The following is an 18,240-nucleotide window of genomic DNA, read 5'->3' on the forward strand; positions in this document are numbered from 1 at the left end:
GGTGGGCATCCCCATCGACCCGGCCTGGCTTGAAGTCCTGCTGCTGGCAACGGTCCGGATGACCGCCTTCCTGGTCGTGGCACCGCCCTTCTCGCACCACGCCATTCCGGGGCGCGTCAAAGCCATGCTGGGGCTGGGCCTGGGCCTGGCGGTGACGCAGCGCCTGGCCGGCGGCTACATGCCCCGGGACACCGCCGGGTTCGTCACCGGTGTGGTCCTGGAGCTCGTCACCGGGCTGGTCCTGGGCTTCCTGGTCCTCGTCATCTTTTCCGCCATCCAGTCCGCCGGCAGCCTGATCGACCTTTTCAGCGGGTTCCAGATGGCCCAGGCCTACGACCCCCAAATGATGGTCAACGGCGCACAGTTCACCCGTCTCCTGCAAATGGCGGCGCTGGCCCTGCTCTTCGCCTCCGACGGCTACCAGCTCGTCATCACCGGCCTCACCGGCAGCTTTGCCGCCCTGCCGCTGGCCGGGGGGATCGACCTGGCCCAGCCGGTGCAGGCCATGATCGCGGCGGTGTCCGGCATGTTCCTTGCCGCCGTGCAGATCGCCGGCCCCCTCCTGGTGGTCCTGTTCCTTGCCGACGTCGGGCTCGGCCTGCTGACCCGCGTGGCCCCGGCGCTGAATGCCTTCTCCCTCGGCTTCCCGCTGAAGATCCTGCTCACCCTGACGCTGGCCGGCTTCATGTTCCTGGCCCTGCCCCGACTCGTTTCCAGCCTCGCCGGGCAGGCCGCCAAAGCCGTACTGGGGGTGGGCTGATGGCGGATTCACAGGAAAAGACCGAGCAAGCCACCGAGAAACGAATGCGGGAGGTCCGCTCCAAGGGCCAGCTGTCCCGTTCCCAGGACCTCACCGCCTGGCTCGGCGTCGGCGTCGCCGCGCTGATGCTGCCCAGCACGGTGGACCGGGCCGCCAACGCCGCCACGGACCAGCTCTTCAGCATCCGCGGGATCGTGTCCGCCCCGGACCCCGGCAAAGCCGTCCGGGCGCTGGAAGCCGGCTTCGCGTCCATCGCCGGGATCGTCGGACCCCTGCTGGTTGTCGTATTCCTGGCCGTCCTCGCCGGCTCGGCCCTCCAGGGCGGTGTCCACCTGAAGAAATTCAGGCTCGAATTCGAACACTTCAACCTGCTCGCCGGGATCAAGCGGCTGTTCGGCGCGCAGGCCGTGTGGGGCGGCCTCAAGGCGCTGCTCAAGGCAAGCGTCGTGGGGCTGGTGCTCTACACCGTCGTGCAGGGACTGGTTCCGGTGCTGCTGACCGCCGGCGGCCTGCCCGTCGCCGGGGTAGTGCAGGCCGCCGCCGGCGGGATAGCCGCCCTGGTCCAGTTCGCGGTGGCCGCCGGCATCGTGCTGGCCGCGGCCGACTTCTTCGTCGTGATGCGGCGCAACCGCAAGAAGACGCGGATGTCCAAGAAGGAAGTCCAGGACGAAAACAAGAACAGCGAGGGCGATCCGCTGATCCGGTCCCAACGCCGGGCGCGCCAGATGGCCATGAGCCGCAACCGCATGATCGCGGCGATCGGGGACGCCGACGTCGTCCTGGTCAACCCCACGCACGTGGCGGTGGCCCTGAAATACGAGCCCGGAAAATCCGCGCCCCGCGTCGTTGCCAAGGGCGCCGGCCACGTGGCTGCGAGGATCAGGGAAGAAGCCGAGGAAAAGAACGTGCCCATGGTCCAGGACATCCCGCTGGCCAGGGCCCTCCACGGGGCCTGTGAGCTGGGGGACGAGATCCCGGTGGACTTCTACCGGGCGGTGGCCGGCGTCCTCGCGTTCGTCATGGCACTCAAGGCCCGGGGCGCCGCTGCCGGGATGCACCGCATGACCACCACGGTGGCCACCGTATGAAACACGGCGGGCTCCACAGCGTGCAACACGGCACGAAATCTTCGGGAATCAGCGTCTGTGAAAGGACAGCACCATGAACAACAGGCTGAACCGGCTGGTGGTGCCCATCGGCATCGTGGGGATCGTGCTCCTGCTGGTGGTTCCCGTTCCCGCGCCGCTGCTCGACTTCCTCATCGTCTGCAACATCCTGCTGGCACTGCTGGTCCTGCTGACCAGCATGTTCGTCAAGAAACCGCTGGATTTCTCGGTGTTCCCGTCCCTGCTGCTGGTGGCCACGCTGTTCCGGCTCGGCCTCAACGTCGCCTCAACCCGCCTGGTCCTGGGCAACGGATACGCCGGGCAGGTCATTGAAGCCTTCGGCAAGGTGACGGTCGGCGGCTCCATGATCATCGGCGCCGTCGTGTTCCTCATCCTCGTGGTGATCCAGTTCGTCGTGGTCACCAAGGGCGCCGAGCGCGTGGCCGAGGTGGGCGCGCGCTTCACCCTCGACGCCATGCCCGGCAAGCAGATGGCGATCGACGCCGACCTCAACGCCGGCCTCCTCACCGACACCCAGGCCCGGGAGCGGCGGGCCGAAGTCTCTGCCGAGGCCGACTTCTACGGTGCCATGGACGGCGCCTCGAAGTTCGTCAAGGGCGACGCCATCGCGGGCATCATCATTATCATCATCAACTTCGTCGGCGGCATCGCCATCGGCATGGTCCAGCGCGGCCTGGAAATCGGCGACGCCCTGAACACCTACGGCCTGCTGACCATGGGCGACGGGCTCGTCACCCAGATCCCGGCACTGCTCATGGCCGTCTCCACCGGCATGATCGTGACCCGGTCCAACGCCGAGTCCGACATGGGGCGGACGGCCTCCACCCAGCTGCTGCAGTCACCGAACGCCCTCATGATCGCCGGCGTCGCCGCCGTCGCCATGGCACTGATCCCCGGCATGCCACCGATCCCGTTCGTCGTCGTAGGCGCCGGCCTGTTCATCGCCTCCCGCCGGACCGCGGCAAGCCAACAGCTGGCGGAAACGGCCCGGGAGGCCGAGTCGACCGCGCTGAACTTCCCGGAACAGGATCCGAACGAGAAGCTGCTGGAAGACATGCGCATCCACCCCGTGGAGATCCTGCTCGCACCTGACCTCGTGGATATGGTCTCCGGCGCCTCCGATGACCTCCTGGCCCGGGTCCGGTCCCTGCGGCACAAGATCGCCATGGAACTGGGCCTGGTCATCCCGCCGGTGCGCACCCGGGACAGTGTGGACCTGCCGCCGTCGACCTACGCCATCCGGATTGCCGGCGTGGAAGCCGGCCGCGGCACGGCCCCCAGCGGCCAGATGCTCGCCCTGGGCGAGAACCTGGACTCGCTCCCGGGCCCGGCGATGATCGAACCCGTATTTGGGCTCGCCGGGAAATGGATTCCGGGGGAGATGCGCCACAACGCCGAAATGACAGGTGCCACAGTGATCGACCGGGTCTCCGTCCTGGTCACCCACCTGTCCTCGATCGTCGCGGCGAACGCTGCCCGGCTGCTGTCCCGCGAGGACGTCCGGGTGCTGACCGAGGGCGTGCGCAAGCAGAGCCCCTCCGCCGTCGACGAACTGACCCCGGCCCTGCTCTCCCTCGCCGAGCTGCAGCGCGTCCTCCAGGGCCTGCTGGATGAGCAGGTGCCCATCAACGACCTCGCCCGGATCTATGAGGCCCTCACGCTCCGTGCCAAGATTTCCACGGATCCGGAATCGCTTGTGGAAGCCGCCCGGCAGGCCCTGGGCCCCGCCCTCACGGCCAAGTTCATGGACGGCGAGGTGCTCAACGTCATCATGATCGACCCCGTCCTGGAACAACACATGCTCGAGGACATGCGGCCCGCGGAGGGCGGCAGCCAGATCGTCATGGGGCAGGAACGGCTCGACGCCGTGCTGCGCTCGGTGCGGTCGGCCGTCGACGCCGCGGCCGCCGCCAACCGCCAGGTCGTGCTTGTCTGTGCACCCGCGCTCCGGCCCGCCATCTACCGCCTCGTCGGGGCGCAGCCGGGATCGGTGCCCGTGTTGTCCTACCGCGAGGTGACCTCCGCCAACGTCCGGATCGAAACAGTAGGAGTGGTGCGCCATGCCGAACCGCTATCGGCTTAAGGGAGCCTCGCTCGAGGAAATCCGCCGCAAGGCAGAACAGCTGTACGGTTCGGCGGCCCGGATCGTGTCCGCCGAACGCGTCAGCAGCCCCGGAATCGCCGGCCTCTTCGCCCAGGACCGCTACGAGGCCATGATCGAGCTCCAGTCCAAACACGAGGTCGTCACCGGCGAGGTAGTGCCTGACGCCGACATCCTGGCCGGGGCCGATTCCGGCCCGGCGACTGGTGGTCCCGCCGGGGAGACCGCCGCCGGGGCGGCTACCGCGGGCACTGTTCCGGGCGCCGGGACCCCCGCCGGGAAGTACGACGCCGGAGCCGTGGCGGCAGCACCGGCCCCGCCGGCGGCCCGGGCCGCAGCGCAGGCGGGCCCGGCCGGAGGGTCGGCACGGCCCGCCGCCCCGACCCATCACCTGCAGGGCGCCGCCATCGCCGCACTCCTGGAGGAGGCGGACGCCGCCGAGCTGAGCCTGCACCGGCCCGCTCCTGCCGGTGTGTCCACCGAATCGCGGGACTTCGCCGAACTGCTGGAACAGCTCGGCACCGGGCTCCGGACCCCCACAGATCCGCCCGCCGCAGCGCCCGCCGCCGCCGGGAGCCCCGCGCACCCCGCCGCAGCCGTCGGGAGCCCCGCGCACCCGGCCGCCGTCGCGCAACCGGCCGCCGTCGGGAGCCCCGCGCACCCGGCCGCCGTCGCGCCGGGCAACGCTGCGGGTGCCCCGGCTCCGGCTCCGCTGACCGGCGTCGGCGATCTCGTGCTCCTGATCGGGCTGGGGGAGGACGCGATGGATACCGCCCTGGCCATGTCCATGGCCTCCGGAGGTGCCGATGTGCGCACCGCCGGTGAGCTCTCCGCCTATGGCCACCTGCACGTCGACGGACGCCAAAGTGCCACGGCCGCGCGCGCCCATGCCGTGGTGACGGAGCGCACCGTCCTGGTGGCGTTCGGACTGGGCAAAGCCCGCAACGCCCTGGCCCGGGTGCCGTCCGTGGCGGCGCTCTCCGCCGACCAGGTCTGGGTTGTGGTCGATGCCGGACGCAAGCACGAGGACACGGCGCGCTGGGTCGGCGTGCTGTCCGCCCAGCTCAACGTGACCGCGGTAGCGGTGGTCGGCGCCTCGGAGACCGGGTCGCCTGAAAGCGTCAATGGCCTGGGACTGCCCGTGGGCTGGATCGACGGGCGCCCCGCCGGGCCCGAACCGACATGGCAGAACCGGCGGGAATCGTACGATGCTCCCCGGACTGAAGGGTAGATTGAGAGGATGCTGGTACTTACACGCAAGCCGGGCGAACAGATCATGATCGGCGACGGCATCGTCATCACTGTTCTGGAAGGCCGCGGCGACGGTGTTCGGATAGGCATTGAGGCGCCCCGCGGTGTGCCGATCCAGCGCCGGGAAGTCATCGAAGCCATCGCAGCGGCGAACCTCGCGGCGGCGGAAGCGGGCCCGGACGCCGAGGAAGCGCTGCGCGGGCTCATGCCGCCGCGCGCCACTCCCGCCGACGGCTGAGGACCCGCACCGGATCAGACATGGTCCCCGCCGAGATACTGGGCCAGGAGCGGCTGGGCTGAACGCCGGAGCACGGCGAGGGACCGCTCCAGGTTTCCTCCCATGGTCAGCTGGTCCAGAAGCCCGGCCGTACCCGCCGGGCCGGCGCGTCCCGGCATCGGGAGGCTCCGCAGCGCGTCCTCATTCACGCTGGAAGCCTCGCCCAGCCGGGCCAGGAGTGCGTGCAGGGCGTCCAGATGCTCGCGCAGGATCTCGGGCCATGGCCCGGCGGGCGCGGCCGCAATCAGTTCGACGAGCGTGGTCTGTGCCGGCAGGCCCCATTGGGCCGCCACGGCAGCGGACTCGACGCTCCGGGCCAGGGCTTCGAAGCGCAGGCGGTCCAGCACGGTTTCAATCTCGGAGGCCATGAAGCTCAGCCATTCCAGATTCCCGGCCACGACGTGCAGGCGCTGCGTTTCCAGCCTGAAGAGGAGTAGCTCCAGCTGCCGCCGCTCCTGCCACAGTGCCGCGGAGAGATCACTTGCGCTCATGTGCCCCATTCTCTTTCCGCCCCGTGAATCACAGCTTCGGGGCGGTCACCGCATTTTTCGCACAGCTTTTCCCTGAGGGTACACGCAGATCTTGGAACAGGTGATAGGTTTCCTCCATGGGTGCTGCGCCCTACTTGCGAACGCTGACTCCAATGGGGGGAGCACCGGTCGGTTTTGGGTGCGGCTCTCGGCGTTTTAAGGGTCGAGGACCCTTCGGATCCGGTCTCATGGGGGGACACAGTATTGAATCGCGTGGAACGCAACGAGATGGTCACGCAGCACCTTCCGCTGGTGGGGTATCTCGTCTCAGATTTGTGCTCGAAGGCGTCACACCTTTCTCGCGATGACTTGGCGTCAGCCGGCGCTATTGCCCTGATTACCTCGGCCGATTCGTTCGATCCAGGCCTCGGGGTGCCGTTCGGCGCTTTCGCGCGCCGGCGTATCCTTGGCGCCTTCGCAGACGAGATGCGGGCCAGCGACTGGGCCACCCGATCCGCCCGCCGCCGGATCAAGGAAACCATGTCCGTGCAGGAAACCCTGGCGTCCGCCCTGGGCCGCACCCCCACAGTGGACGAGATCGCCTCTGCCCTGGGCGTCCAGCAGAGCGTTGTGGAGGCCGCGCTCGCGGATGCCTCGCGCACATTGACGCCCCTCGACGAGGCCGTGGTGGACACCCTGGCCGCCGAAACCCTCACCCCGGAACACTCCGTGCTCGCGGACGAACGGCTCCAGTACCTTCGGGCCGCCGTGAAATCCCTTCCGGAACGGATGCGCTACGTGGTGGAGGAGATCTATTTCGGAGACCGCACGGTCAAAGACCTGGCCGCGGAACTCGGATCCACGCACGCAGCGGTGTCCCAGCAGCGTTCGGAAGCCATCCGGCTCATGCGCGACGGCCTGAGCGCCCACTACGCCGACGACCCCGAGCAGCCGTTCCAGCCCCAGTCCAGGATTACCCCGAGGCGGCGCAACGACTACCTCACCCAGCTGTCCGAATCCACCTCCGGCGGCATCACACGGGCCGTGTTCCCGCGTGGGCCCATCCTCAACGAGGCCGTCTAAGCCGCCCCCAAAACGGTTAGTAAGCCGACTTAGTAAGCTGACCGAGAAATTCCTCCCAGAAGCATCGCGGCCCGGCGCCGCGCTGCGGTAGCGTCGGAAGCATCGGCCGGGGTGCCAGCAATGGCATGCGCGGCCCGCACGGCACCGGTTCTATCGAGGAGGATTCATGAAAGCATCACCAACATTGACGACCAACCTGCAGGCAGTACTGGTGGACCTGATCGAACTCCACGTTCAGGGCAAGCAGGCACACTGGAACATCGTCGGGACCAACTTCAGGGACCTTCACCTCCAGCTGGATGAAATCATCGACGCCGCCCGGGGATTCGCGGATGACCTTGCCGAGCGCATGCGTGCCCTCCACGCCCTCCCGGACGGCCGAAGCTCCACGGTTTCCAAGTCCACCGCACTGGCCGAGTTCCCGAAGGGCCTGATCAACACGAAGGACGCCATCGAGCGGATTGTCGCCGCGCTTGAGGCGGCCGTCGGCACCATGCGCAAGGTCCATGACGAAGTGGACGAGGAAGATCCCACCACCGCGGATCTGCTGCACGAGTTCATCGCCAAGTTTGAGCAGTACGCCTGGATGGTGAATGCCGAGACCATGCGGGCCACTGCCAGCGTGACCACCCCGGACAGCAAGTAGGGACCGGCTCCCACACCCCCCCCAAAAAAAACAGCAGCGTCCGGCACCGGGTATCCTCCCGGCGCCGGACGCTGCTGTTTAAGGGCTGGAACCCCTTGGTGCTGACGACGGCTTGACGCTGACGGCGGCCGCTGAGCCCTATTGGGCCTTCGGCACCGACCGCAGGACGACGGCGGCCAGGACGCAGGCCCCGGACATCAGGACCAGTGCAATGGACGCCGTGACGTGCACGCCCGAGTCGAAGGCGGTGCGCGCGGCCGCCGTCACCGCCTCGGCCAGGGGCGCCGGAAGCATCCGGGCCAGATCCACAGCGCCGGCCAGGGTTTCACCGGCCTGGCGGGTGGCCGCCGCCGGGGCGAGTTCGGACACGCCCGCGGGAAGCCGGAGGTTGCCCTGGTAGGAGGCCGTCAGGATTGAGCCGAGAATCGCCGTACCCAGCAGGGACCCCACTTCGTAGCCGGTCTCGGAGATAGCGGCGGCTGCCCCTGCCTTATCGGCGGGCGCCGCGCCCAGGATCAGGTCATTGGAGATCGTCTCCGCGGCCCCCACCCCCAGGCAGAGCACCAGCAGGGCGGCAAGGAGCAGCGACGGGCCCTGGCTGTGGTCGCCGAATGCCACCACGAAATAGCCCGCCGCGCTCAGCAGCAGGCCGCCGGCCACCACAAAGCCGGGCCGCACCTTGCGCACCAGCGGGACCACGAGCAGCCCCGCTACAACCGTGGCGATGAGGGCCGGGACCATGGCGACGCCGGAGGCCGAGGGGGACTGGCCCTCCAGCAGCTGCAGGTGCTGGGCCAGGAAGAGAATGAAGCCGTTGAAGGAGAACAGTGCCAGGACGTTGGCCACAATGGCCGTACTGAAGATCCGGTTGCCAAACAGGCTGACGTCGAGCATCGGCGCGGTGCTGTGGTCTGTCCTGTGGATACGGGCAAGCGCGCGTTGCCGCCGGATGAACACATAGCCCATGAGCAGGCCGGTTCCGATGCTCGCGAAGGCCTCGGGAGCCGGCCCGTGGGTGGCAAGGGCTTTGATCCCGTAGACCACCGGCACCATGACCAGCAGGGACAGGGCAATGCTGGGCACGTCCACCCGGCCCGGCTTCGGATCGCGGGATTCCGGGATCAGGGCCGGCCCGAGCAGCAGCAGCGGCAGGATGATCGGCACCGCGACCAGCAGGACGGCGCCCCACCAGAAGTGTTCCACCAGCCAGCCGCCGACAATCGGGCCGAGGGCGGCGCCGCCGGAGAAGCCGGCGGCCCAGATCGCCACCGCCAGCCTGCGCCGGTTGGGCTGCGGAAAGATGTTCCGGATCAGCGACAGCGTGGATGGCATCAGCATGGCGCCGAACAGGCCAAGCCCGGCGCGGCCGGCGATCAGCCATTCCGCACTCGGCGCGAACGCCGTCACGGCGGACACCGCGGCAAAGCCTGCGCTGCCCACGAACAGCAGCCGGCGCCGGCCGATCCTGTCGCCCAGGGAACCCATCGCGACCAGGAGTCCGGCCAGGACCAGGGGGTAGGCGTCGACGATCCAGAGCAGTTCGACGCCGGAGGCGGTCAGGCTGCTGGCGATGGCCGGCAGGGCGAACGTGAGCGCGGTGTTGTCCACGGCCACGAGCAGGACGGGGAACATCAGCAGGGCCAGCGCCACCCAGTCACGCCACGGTGCCCGGGGCCCGGTGGCCGCAGGAGTGCTGGTGGCTACGGTGATCGATGAAATGCTCATAAGGATAACTATACCGTCTGGACGGTACAGTTAAGAAATGCGCGCGCGGACAGGCATGATGGGAGGCATGCCCAGGAAACCCGTCGCCCGCGAGGCCGTCCTCGATGCCTTCGAATCCCTGCTCATCGAAGTCGGTGAACGCGCCGCGACGCTGGACGCCGTCGCGCGCCGGGCCGGCGTCTCCAAGGGCGGCCTGCTCTACCATTTTCCGACGAAAGAGGCCATGATCGCGGTCCTGCTGGAACGGCTGGACCGGCTCCTGGCTGCCGATGTTGCGGCCATGGCGGCAGCCCCGGAAGGGGCGGCGGCGTACTTCATCAAGTCCTCGGTGTGGGCGGACACGCCCATGGACCGGGTCTTCGTGGCGGCCACGCGGCTCGCCGAGGTGGCGCACGGGGAAACCCTCCGCCGCTTCGCCGCCGGCCAGGCGAGCTGGCTGGAACTGCTGGCGGCCGACGTCGGGCCCGCCATGGCGAAGGCCGTCCTGTGCATGGGGGACGGGCTGTACTTCAACGCCATGCTGGCGCGGGGTCCCGGCGGGCCGCCGCCGGAAGTCGAGGCGGACGTCCAGAGCCTCCTGGCCGCCGTCGAGCGCCTGCGCGGCTGAAGCCCACACCCACCCCCTCCGACCCCCTACTCCCCGCCGACCCCCTTACTCCCCGCCGACCCCCTTACTCCCCGCCGACCCCCTTACTCCCCGCCGAATTCGCCGGAAGCGTTCGAGTACGCCGGAAAGTTGCGGCGACTCCGGGCGTTTCCGGCGAATTCGCGCCGCCGGATTCGCCGCCGGGTGGCTCGTGGCCCGTAACCTGGGTCCGCCGCCGGGAGGGAGTTTGCGGACGCGCGCCCGGCATAGGACAATGAGAGTTGTGACTGTAGTCACCCCCGATTGAACACCTAATTAAATACGCCTTTGATCTGCGGCGGGAGAGTCCTGCAAGTAGGTACAAGCAGGCGCCGTAGGAGCAAACCCTCCCCAGGAATCTCTCAGGCCCATGTACCGCCGCGGCAAGGCATCTCTGGAAAGTAGCAGGCGTGTCCCGGACATGCTGTGCTCACCGACGGTGCAAGCGGAGCCCTGAAACGCGGGCTGCGCGGAAACTCTCAGGTCCAATACAGAGCGGGGAGGAACCCGAATCAATGTGGCGTACCCTGCGCCGCCTGAGTTATGGAGTTCCTTGTGACTGTTACCCCAGCCTCCACGTCCTTCGTTGACCGGCATATCGGCGCGCGCCGCCAGGCCGACGTCGACGCCATGCTGAAGGCTGTCGGCTACGACACCGTCGACGCCCTGGTGGACACCGCCGTTCCGAAGGACATCCGCCAGGACGCCGACCTCGCGCTCGCCGCGGCCCTGAGCGAGGTCGAAGTCCTCGCCGAGCTGCGCAAGCTGGCGTCGAAGAACAAGACCGCCGTGCAGATGATCGGGCAGGGCTACTACGACACGCTCACCCCGCCGGTGATCCGCCGCAACATCCTCGAAGCCCCGGCCTGGTACACCGCGTACACGCCCTACCAGCCGGAGATCTCGCAGGGCCGGCTGGAGGCGCTGCTGAACTTCCAGACCATGGTCCAGGACCTGGTCGGCCTGCCGATCGCCAACGCCTCCCTGCTGGATGAAGCCACCGCCGTGGCCGAGGCCGTGCTGATGATGCGCCGCGCGAATAAGAACAAGACGGCGCACGACGGCAAGACCGTCCTCGACGCCGACTGCCTGCCCCAGACCATCGCGATCGTCAAGGGCCGCGCCGAGGCCCTCGGCTTCGAGGTCGAGGTCGCCGACCTCTCCAAGGGCCTGCCCGACGGCGTCATCAACGGCGTCGTCCTGCAGCAGCCGGGCGTCTCCGGCCGCGTGTTCGACCACACCGCCGTGATCGCCGACGCCAAGGAACGCGGCGCCCTCGTCACCGTCGCGGCAGATCTCCTCTCCCTGACCCTGATCACGTCCCCGGGCGAGCAGGGCGCTGACATCGCCGTCGGATCCGCCCAGCGCTTCGGCGTGCCGCTGTTCTTCGGCGGACCGCACGCTGCCTACATGGCCGTCCAGAAGGGGCTCGAGCGCTCCATGCCCGGCCGCCTCGTGGGTGTCTCCAAGGACAACGCCGGCGTTCCCGCCTACCGCCTGGCCCTGCAGACCCGCGAGCAGCATATCCGCCGCGAGAAAGCCACCTCCAACATCTGCACCGCCCAGGCCCTGCTGGCCATCGTGGCTTCCTTCTACGCCGTCTACCACGGCCCGGACGGGCTGAAGGCAATCGCCCAGTCGGTCCACGTCCACGCGAAGACCATCGCCGCCTCCCTGAAGGCCGCCGGCCTGGACGTGCTGCACACCTCTTTCTTCGACACCATCACCGTCTCCGTGCCGGGCCGGGCAGCTGAGATCATCGCGGCAGCCGACGCCAAGGGCGTCAACCTGCGCGCCATCGACGCCGACACCGTCGGCATCTCCGCCGACGAGGCCACGACGGTGGCCGTCGTCGCCGACGTCATTGCCGCGTTCGGCGCGTCCGTGACTGCCGCGGCTGCAGGCACGGACACTGCGTTCGGCCTGGACCCCGCCGTCGAGCGCACCTCCGACTACCTGCAGCACCCGGTGTTCAACACCCACCGTTCCGAAACCCAGCTGCTGCGCTACATCCGCCGTCTCTCGGACCGCGACCTGGCCCTGGACCGGACCATGATCCCGCTGGGGTCGTGCACCATGAAGCTGAACGCCACCGCCGAGATGGAGGCCATCTCCTGGCCGGAGTTCGCGTCCATCCACCCGTTCGCCCCGGAATCCCAGACCGCCGGCTGGCGTGAACTGATCGAGGACCTCGAAGGCCAGCTGACCGAGATCACCGGCTACGACCAGGTCTCCATCCAGCCCAACGCCGGTTCCCAGGGGGAGCTCGCCGGGCTGCTGGCGATCCGCGGCTACCACCTCTCCCGCGGTGATGCCCAGCGCAACATCTGCCTGATCCCGGCCTCCGCGCACGGCACGAACGCGGCCTCGGCCGTGTTGGCCGGCATGAAGGTCGTGGTGGTGGCCACGGCTTCGGACGGCACGATCGACCACGCGGACCTGACCGCGAAGATCGAGCTGCACAAGGACGCGCTGTCCTGCATCATGATCACCTACCCGTCCACGCACGGGGTGTACGACGCCGATGTCCGCGAGGTCTGCGACGCGGTCCACGCCGCCGGCGGCCAGGTCTACATTGACGGCGCCAACCTCAACGCCCTGGTCGGGCTGGCCCAGCCCGGCATGTTCGGCGGCGACGTCTCGCATCTGAACCTGCACAAGACCTTCTGCATCCCGCACGGCGGCGGCGGACCGGGCGTCGGCCCGGTCGCGGCCAAGGCGCACCTGGCACCGTTCATGCCGGGCAACGCGGCTGATCCCGCCAATGGCGCCGACGGCACCCCGATCTCCGCCTCCCGCTACGGCTCGGCCGGCGTGCTGCCGATCTCCTGGGCCTACGTGAAGCTGATGGGCGGCCGCGGCCTCACCGAGGCGACCAAGTCCGCGCTGCTCGCGGCGAACTACATCGCGGCCCGCCTCAACGACTCCTTCCCGGTGCTCTACACCGGCGAAGGCGGCCTGGTGGCCCACGAGTGCATCCTGGACCTGCGCGAACTCACGGCCAAGACCGGCGTGACCGCCGAGGACGTGGCCAAGCGCCTCATCGACTACGGCTTCCACGCCCCCACCCTGGCGTTCCCGGTGGCCGGCACCCTGATGGTGGAGCCCACCGAATCCGAGGACCTGGGCGAGATCGACCGCTTCATCACGGCCATGGTCGCCATCCGCGCCGAGATCGACCAGGTGGCCAACGGCGATTTCACCGTGGAGCACAGCCCGCTGCGCAACGCCCCGCACACCGCCTCTGCCGTGATCAGCACCGACTGGACCCGCGAGTACCCGCGCGAGCAGGCCGTCTTCCCGGTCCACACGCTCAAGCAGGACAAGTACTTCCCGCCCGTCGGCCGCATCGACGGCGCAGCCGGGGACCGCAACCTGATCTGCTCGTGCCCTCCCCTCGAGGCCTTCGAAGAAGACACAGCAGTCCACTCCGACGACTCCGCCAACTCCGACTCTGACAGCTAGGGACAGCCACCGATGAATGAGAATTACACGGCACTTTACGAAGAGCACAAGAAGCTCGGCGCCTCCTTCACGGACTTCGGCGGTTGGCAGATGCCGCTGAAGTACAGCTCGGAACTAGCCGAGCACCACGCCGTCCGCAAGTCCGCGGGCCTGTTCGACCTCTCCCACATGGGCGAAGTCTGGGTCACCGGCCCGGACGCCGCAGCCTTCCTGGACTACGCCCTGGTCGGCAAGATCTCGGCGATGGCCATCGGCAAGGCCAAGTACTCGCTGATCTGCAACGAGGACGGCGGCATCATCGACGACCTCATCACCTACCGCCGCGGCGACCAGAAATTCCTTGTGGTCCCCAATGCGGGCAACGCGAAGGTCGTCGCCGCGGCCCTGGCCGAGCGCGCCGGTTCCGGAAAGGACGGCGGATTCGACGTCACCGTCCGTGACGCGTCCGCCGAGATCTCGCTGATCGCCGTGCAGGGACCCAAGGCCCAGGAGATCCTGCTGCGCCTGGTCCCCGCCGCGCAGCACGAGCTCGTCACCGGCCTGAAGTACTACGCCGCAGTGGACGTCCCGTTCATGTTCGCTGGAGCCAGCCAGGACCTCCTGCTGGCCCGCACCGGCTACACCGGTGAAGACGGTTTCGAGATCTTCGTCGCGAACGACGCCGCCGCCGCCCTCTGGCAGGCGCTCGTCGCCATCGCAGAGGACGGCGAGCTGACCCCCTCCGGTCTCGCGTCCCGCGATTCGCTCCGTCTCGAGGCCGGCATGCCGCTTTACGGCAACGAGCTCTCCCTGGAGGGCGATCCGTTCGCCGCCGGCCTGGGCCCCGTCGTCGCCCTGTCCAAGGAAGGCGACTTCATCGGCAAGGCCGCCTTGGCCGCCAAGAAGGAAACCGGCGCCGGCGCCACGACGGGCCGCAAGCTCGTCGGGCTCAAGGGCCTCGGGCGCCGGGCCGGCCGCGGCCACTACCCGGTCCTCAAGGACGGCAACGTCGTCGGCGAAGTCACCTCCGGCCAGCCCAGCCCGAGCCTCGGCTACCCGGTCGCGATGGCCTATGTCGACGTCGAATTCACCGAGCCCGGCACCGCACTGGACATCGACCTCCGCGGCAAGGCCGAACCCTTCGAAGTTGTCGCACTGCCTTTCTACAAGCGCCAAAAGTAGCCGAACGGGTACCTCAGCGGGACCGGGTGCCTCAGCAGTACCCGGCCCCGGGGACGGCAGGCCCCAGTTTTCACGCGTGCTCGCTCGTTCCTCGCTTAGACGCACGCTTTCGAAAACCGCGGCCAGCCGCCCCTCGCGAGAAGCTCACCTTTGTGGAAAACCGACCACAACAGGACCGACGGGTACCGGCGCCTTCGAAAGCAAAAGTGCTGGGGGATGTAGCGCCTGCCGCGGGGTAGGACTGTCCCAAGCCCGATCATTGGGGGTTGAGCTTGATGACACCCTTGAAGCCTCGGAGCACCCCGGCTCTGGAAGATATCGAAAAGCCACTGTTTCTTCCGGGGAAACGGCTGGCCCCAAAAACTGAACTGAATAGCGGCGGGTGAGGGGATTCCGGAAGCGTGCGTCTAAGCGAGGGACGAGCGAGCACGCGGAGGAATTGCCTCATCCGCCACCCAACCCACCCCAATTGTTGTGGCCCACGACTTTTCAAACGTAAAGGAAAAACACATGGCAAAAGTTGCCCCTGAACTGCAGTACTCCGACGAGCACGAGTGGGTTGCCCGCGAGGCCGGAAACGTTGTTTCCATCGGCATCTCCGCCGTCGCCACGGATGCCCTGGGCGACATCGTCTACGTGGACCTGCCCGAGGTCGGTTCCGCGGTGACTGCGGGGGAGACCTGCGGCGAGGTCGAGTCGACCAAGTCGGTCTCGGACCTCTACGCCCCGGTCACGGGCGAGGTCACCGAAATCAACCCCGCCGTCGTCGATGACCCCGCGCTGATCAACAGCGACCCGTACGGTGCCGGCTGGCTCTTCAAGGTGGCCGCCGAATCGGACGGCCCGCTGCTCTCCGCGCAGGAGTACGCGTCCAAGAACGGTGGCGAACTGTGAGCGGCGCATCGGCGGCCGCGGGCACCCAGACGCTGGCCTTCGAGCAGGTCGTTTCTCCGAGCTTGGACGCGGACTTGTCCGTGCTGGATCCGGAGATCGCCGCGAAGATCGACGCCGAACTCACCCGGCAGCGTGACGGTTTGGAGATGATCGCCTCGGAGAACCACACCGCCAAGGCTGTGATGCAGGCGCAGGGTTCGGTGTTGACGAACAAGTATGCCGAGGGCTACCCGGGCAAGCGCTATTACGGTGGCTGCGAGCACGTTGACGTTGTGGAGCAGCTCGCGATCGACCGGGTCAAGGCCCTGTTCGGTGCGGAATACGCCAACGTGCAGCCGCATTCCGGCGCGCAGGCTAACGCGTCCGTGATGCATGCCCTGATCCGTCCGGGCGACACCATCATGGGCCTGAACCTGGCGCACGGCGGGCACCTGACGCATGGCATGCGGATCAACTTCTCCGGCCGGCTCTACAACGTGATCCCGTACCAGGTCCGTGAGGAGGACCACCGGATCGACATGGCCGAGGTCGAGGCCCTGGCCTTGGAGCACAAGCCGGCGCTGATCGTGGCCGGCTGGTCCGCGTACGCCCGGCAGCTCGACTTCGCCGAGTTCCGCCGGATCGCCGACTCGGTGGGCGCTTACCTGATGGTGGACATGGCGCACTTCGCCGGCCTCGTCGCGGCCGGTCTGCACCCGTCCCCGGTCCCGCACGCGCACGTCACCACCTCCACGACGCACAAGACCCTTGCCGGTCCGCGCGGCGGCATCATCCTGTCCAACGACGCCGAGATCGCCAAGAAGATCAACTCGGCGGTGTTCCCCGGGCAGCAGGGCGGGCCGCTGGAGCACGTCATCGCCGGCAAAGCCGTGGCGTTCAAGATCGCCGGGTCCGAGGAGTTCAGGGAGCGCCAGGAGCGTGTCCTGGCCGGCGCCCGGATCCTCGCCGAGCGCCTGGTCCAGGACGACGTCACCGCCAAGGGGATCAACGTGATCTCCGGCGGCACCGACGTGCACCTGGTCCTGGTGGACCTGCGCGAGTGTGAGCTCAACGGGCAGGAAGCCGAGGACCGCCTCGCGGCGATCGACATCACGGTCAACCGCAACGCCGTGCCGTTCGATCCGCGCCCGCCGATGGTCACCTCCGGGCTGCGGATCGGCACTCCGGCGCTGGCCACCCGCGGCTTCGGCGAGGCGGCCTTCGCCGAGGTTGCCGACATCATCGCCGAGGCCCTGACCGCCGACGCCGGCGCGGACCTGTCCGGTCTGCGTTCCCGGGTCCAGGCCCTCGCCGCCGCCCACCCGCTCTACCCCTCGGTTGAAAACCTCGCCCAGGCGACGTAAGACTGAAGTAGCAGCAGTACAGAACTAACAGCAGTACAGATCACGACGCCGGGTTGCCGCCACAAGCCGCCGCCCGGCGTCGTGCATCCGGCATGCGGCCGCCAACCAGCGCCCGCAGCGCCTTCCGGCAGGACCCTCTGCCGGGCCACAGCAAGACCTAGTTAGGAACCGACAATGGCTGTTGGAGTCTTCGACCTCTTTTCCATCGGAATAGGGCCATCCAGCTCACACACCGTGGGGCCCATGCGGGCCGCCGCCCTCTTCGCCGAGGAACTCAAGGCCTCCGGGAACCTGGAGAAGGTAGCGTCGCTGCGCGTGGACCTGTACGGTTCCCTGGCCGCCACCGGCCACGGGCACGGCACCATGACCGCGATCCTTCTCGGCCTGGAAGGCTTCCACCCCGAACTGATCCTGCCCGAGGAAGTGGAGGAACGGCTGGCCACGATCGCTGAGACCGGTACTCTGCAGCTGGCCGGCTCGGTCGCCCTGCCGTACGGGGTGAAGGACATGATCCTGCGGCCGCTGACCATCCTGCCCCGGCACACCAACGGCATGACGTTCACGGTTTCCGACGCCGACGGCGAAGTCCTCCACCGCGCCACATTCTTCTCCGTCGGCGGCGGCTTCATTGTCCGCGAGGGCGAGGAGGACGCGGCCCTGAAGGAACTCGACGAATCCAAGAAGGAACTGCCGCTGCCGTTCCGCACGGCCGCGGAACTGCTGGGCCGCTGCCAGTCCAAGGGCCTCTCGATCGGGCAGATCATGTTCGTCAACGAGCGCGCCTCCCGCACCGAAGCGGAAATCCGCGACGGGCTGCTGCACATCTACTCGGTGATGGAAGGCTGCGTCGAGGTCAGCCTCAAACGCACCGGGCTGCTGCCCGGCGGGCTCAAGGTCCGCCGCCGCGCCCCGGACTGGCACGAACGGCTGATGAAGGAAACCCGCGGCCAGGACCCCGACTACCGGGACCCGAAGTACTGGCAGGAATGGGTCAACCTGATCGCGCTGGCCGTGAATGAGGAAAACGCCTCCGGCGGCCGCGTCGTCACCGCCCCCACGAACGGCGCCGCCGGCATCATCCCGGCCGTGCTCTACTACGCGCTGCACTTCGCCCCCGGCATGGACCAGGCCACCCAGGCCGACCGGGACGAGACGATCGTCAGGTTCCTGCTGACCGCCGGCGCCATCGGCGTGCTCTACAAGGAGCAGGCCTCGATCTCCGGGGCGGAAGTCGGCTGCCAGGGCGAGGTGGGCTCGGCGTCGTCGATGGCGGCCGCCGGCCTGGCCGAAGTCATGGGCGGCACGCCCCAGC

General features: G+C 68.4%; 15 protein-coding genes and 2 riboswitches. Of the genes, 13 read left to right on the forward strand and 2 right to left on the reverse strand.

All coding sequences use genetic code 11. The annotated features are described in order from the left end of the window. The first annotated feature begins 1 nt into the window (after position 1). From AC1DNG_RS18315 to AC1DNG_RS18335, 5 genes are all read left to right on the forward strand, one after another. Positions 2–760, forward strand: a complete 759-nt coding sequence (locus tag AC1DNG_RS18315; protein WP_476872222.1) for a flagellar biosynthetic protein FliR — start codon at positions 2–4, stop codon at positions 758–760. Continuing rightward, the gene (locus tag AC1DNG_RS18320; RefSeq protein WP_476887940.1) at positions 760–1,848 is read left to right on the forward strand and encodes an EscU/YscU/HrcU family type III secretion system export apparatus switch protein; all 1,089 of its coding nucleotides are present in this window, start codon (positions 760–762) and stop codon (positions 1,846–1,848) included. Before AC1DNG_RS18315 ends, AC1DNG_RS18320 begins: the two co-directional genes overlap by 1 nt. Positions 1,849–1,921: 73 nt before the next feature. Then, positions 1,922–3,970, forward strand: a complete 2,049-nt coding sequence (locus AC1DNG_RS18325; protein WP_476887941.1) for a flagellar biosynthesis protein FlhA — start codon at positions 1,922–1,924, stop codon at positions 3,968–3,970. Further along, positions 3,948–5,219 carry a hypothetical protein gene (locus tag AC1DNG_RS18330; RefSeq protein WP_476887942.1) on the forward strand — a complete coding sequence of 424 codons (1,272 nt, stop codon included), beginning with the start codon at positions 3,948–3,950 and terminating at the stop codon, positions 5,217–5,219. Before AC1DNG_RS18325 ends, AC1DNG_RS18330 begins: the two co-directional genes overlap by 23 nt. Positions 5,220–5,228: 9 nt before the next feature. Then, the gene (locus tag AC1DNG_RS18335) at positions 5,229–5,477 is read left to right on the forward strand and encodes a carbon storage regulator (protein WP_026538957.1); all 249 of its coding nucleotides are present in this window, start codon (positions 5,229–5,231) and stop codon (positions 5,475–5,477) included. A gap of 14 nt (positions 5,478–5,491) precedes the next feature. Here AC1DNG_RS18335 and flgN read toward each other — a convergent pair whose 3' ends face one another. Next, positions 5,492–6,007: a flagellar export chaperone FlgN gene (gene flgN / locus AC1DNG_RS18340; protein WP_476857540.1), complete on the reverse strand. Its 516-nt coding sequence runs from the start codon at positions 6,005–6,007 to the stop codon at positions 5,492–5,494. 243 nt (positions 6,008–6,250) lie between these two features. Between flgN and AC1DNG_RS18345 the strand changes: the two genes are divergently transcribed. Continuing rightward, the gene (locus AC1DNG_RS18345; RefSeq protein WP_026538956.1) at positions 6,251–7,069 is read left to right on the forward strand and encodes a sigma-70 family RNA polymerase sigma factor; all 819 of its coding nucleotides are present in this window, start codon (positions 6,251–6,253) and stop codon (positions 7,067–7,069) included. A gap of 166 nt (positions 7,070–7,235) precedes the next feature. Next, a complete protein-coding gene (locus AC1DNG_RS18350) occupies positions 7,236–7,715 on the forward strand; it encodes a Dps family protein (protein WP_028275324.1) in 480 nt (159 codons plus the stop codon). Positions 7,716–7,853: 138 nt separating this feature from the next. On the opposite strand, the gene AC1DNG_RS18355 is transcribed toward AC1DNG_RS18350, so the two are convergent. Further along, positions 7,854–9,440 carry an MFS transporter gene (locus tag AC1DNG_RS18355; RefSeq protein ID WP_476887943.1) on the reverse strand — a complete coding sequence of 529 codons (1,587 nt, stop codon included), beginning with the start codon at positions 9,438–9,440 and terminating at the stop codon, positions 7,854–7,856. 67 nt (positions 9,441–9,507) lie between these two features. On the opposite strand from AC1DNG_RS18355, the gene AC1DNG_RS18360 reads away from it, so the two are divergent. The 6 genes from AC1DNG_RS18360 to AC1DNG_RS18385 form a co-directional block, all read left to right on the forward strand. Beyond that, a complete protein-coding gene (locus tag AC1DNG_RS18360) occupies positions 9,508–10,047 on the forward strand; it encodes a TetR/AcrR family transcriptional regulator (RefSeq protein ID WP_079555622.1) in 540 nt (179 codons plus the stop codon). A 307-nt stretch (positions 10,048–10,354) separates the two neighbouring features. Continuing rightward, positions 10,355–10,453: riboswitch (glycine riboswitch) on the forward strand. Position 10,454: 1 nt separating this feature from the next. Continuing rightward, positions 10,455–10,569: riboswitch (glycine riboswitch) on the forward strand. A gap of 39 nt (positions 10,570–10,608) precedes the next feature. Then, positions 10,609–13,530 carry an aminomethyl-transferring glycine dehydrogenase gene (gene gcvP, locus AC1DNG_RS18365; RefSeq protein WP_476887944.1) on the forward strand — a complete coding sequence of 974 codons (2,922 nt, stop codon included), beginning with the start codon at positions 10,609–10,611 and terminating at the stop codon, positions 13,528–13,530. A 12-nt stretch (positions 13,531–13,542) separates the two neighbouring features. Continuing rightward, positions 13,543–14,691 carry a glycine cleavage system aminomethyltransferase GcvT gene (gcvT, locus tag AC1DNG_RS18370; protein WP_476887945.1) on the forward strand — a complete coding sequence of 383 codons (1,149 nt, stop codon included), beginning with the start codon at positions 13,543–13,545 and terminating at the stop codon, positions 14,689–14,691. Between the two features lie 510 nt (positions 14,692–15,201). Beyond that, on the forward strand, positions 15,202–15,585 hold the full coding sequence (gene gcvH, locus AC1DNG_RS18375) for a glycine cleavage system protein GcvH (RefSeq protein ID WP_230007215.1): 384 nt from the start codon (positions 15,202–15,204) through the stop codon (positions 15,583–15,585). After that, on the forward strand, positions 15,582–16,928 hold the full coding sequence (gene glyA, locus AC1DNG_RS18380) for a serine hydroxymethyltransferase (RefSeq protein WP_476887946.1): 1,347 nt from the start codon (positions 15,582–15,584) through the stop codon (positions 16,926–16,928). The genes gcvH and glyA overlap by 4 nt, the downstream gene beginning before the upstream one ends. A 174-nt stretch (positions 16,929–17,102) precedes the next feature. After that, on the forward strand, positions 17,103–18,240 hold a 1,138-nt coding region (locus tag AC1DNG_RS18385), incomplete at its 3' end, for an L-serine ammonia-lyase (RefSeq protein WP_476887947.1).

The sequence above is a fragment of the Arthrobacter sp. 01T425 genome (genome assembly GCF_056398725.1).

What these genes read in the sequence shown, in the direction of transcription:
- gcvP (WP_476887944.1), top strand. Translation starts at nt 10,609, where the DNA reads ATGGAGTTCCTTGTGACTGTTACCCCAGCCTCCACGTCCTTCGTTGAC.
- AC1DNG_RS18350 (WP_028275324.1), top strand. Translation starts at nt 7,236, where the DNA reads ATGAAAGCATCACCAACATTGACGACCAACCTGCAGGCAGTACTGGTG.
- flgN (WP_476857540.1), bottom strand. Translation starts at nt 6,007, where the DNA reads ATGAGCGCAAGTGATCTCTCCGCGGCACTGTGGCAGGAGCGGCGGCAG.
- AC1DNG_RS18360 (WP_079555622.1), top strand. Translation starts at nt 9,508, where the DNA reads ATGCCCAGGAAACCCGTCGCCCGCGAGGCCGTCCTCGATGCCTTCGAA.
- AC1DNG_RS18355 (WP_476887943.1), bottom strand. Translation starts at nt 9,440, where the DNA reads ATGAGCATTTCATCGATCACCGTAGCCACCAGCACTCCTGCGGCCACC.
- gcvH (WP_230007215.1), top strand. Translation starts at nt 15,202, where the DNA reads ATGGCAAAAGTTGCCCCTGAACTGCAGTACTCCGACGAGCACGAGTGG.
- AC1DNG_RS18325 (WP_476887941.1), top strand. Translation starts at nt 1,922, where the DNA reads ATGAACAACAGGCTGAACCGGCTGGTGGTGCCCATCGGCATCGTGGGG.
- AC1DNG_RS18320 (WP_476887940.1), top strand. Translation starts at nt 760, where the DNA reads ATGGCGGATTCACAGGAAAAGACCGAGCAAGCCACCGAGAAACGAATG.
- AC1DNG_RS18335 (WP_026538957.1), top strand. Translation starts at nt 5,229, where the DNA reads ATGCTGGTACTTACACGCAAGCCGGGCGAACAGATCATGATCGGCGAC.
- AC1DNG_RS18330 (WP_476887942.1), top strand. Translation starts at nt 3,948, where the DNA reads ATGCCGAACCGCTATCGGCTTAAGGGAGCCTCGCTCGAGGAAATCCGC.
- gcvT (WP_476887945.1), top strand. Translation starts at nt 13,543, where the DNA reads ATGAATGAGAATTACACGGCACTTTACGAAGAGCACAAGAAGCTCGGC.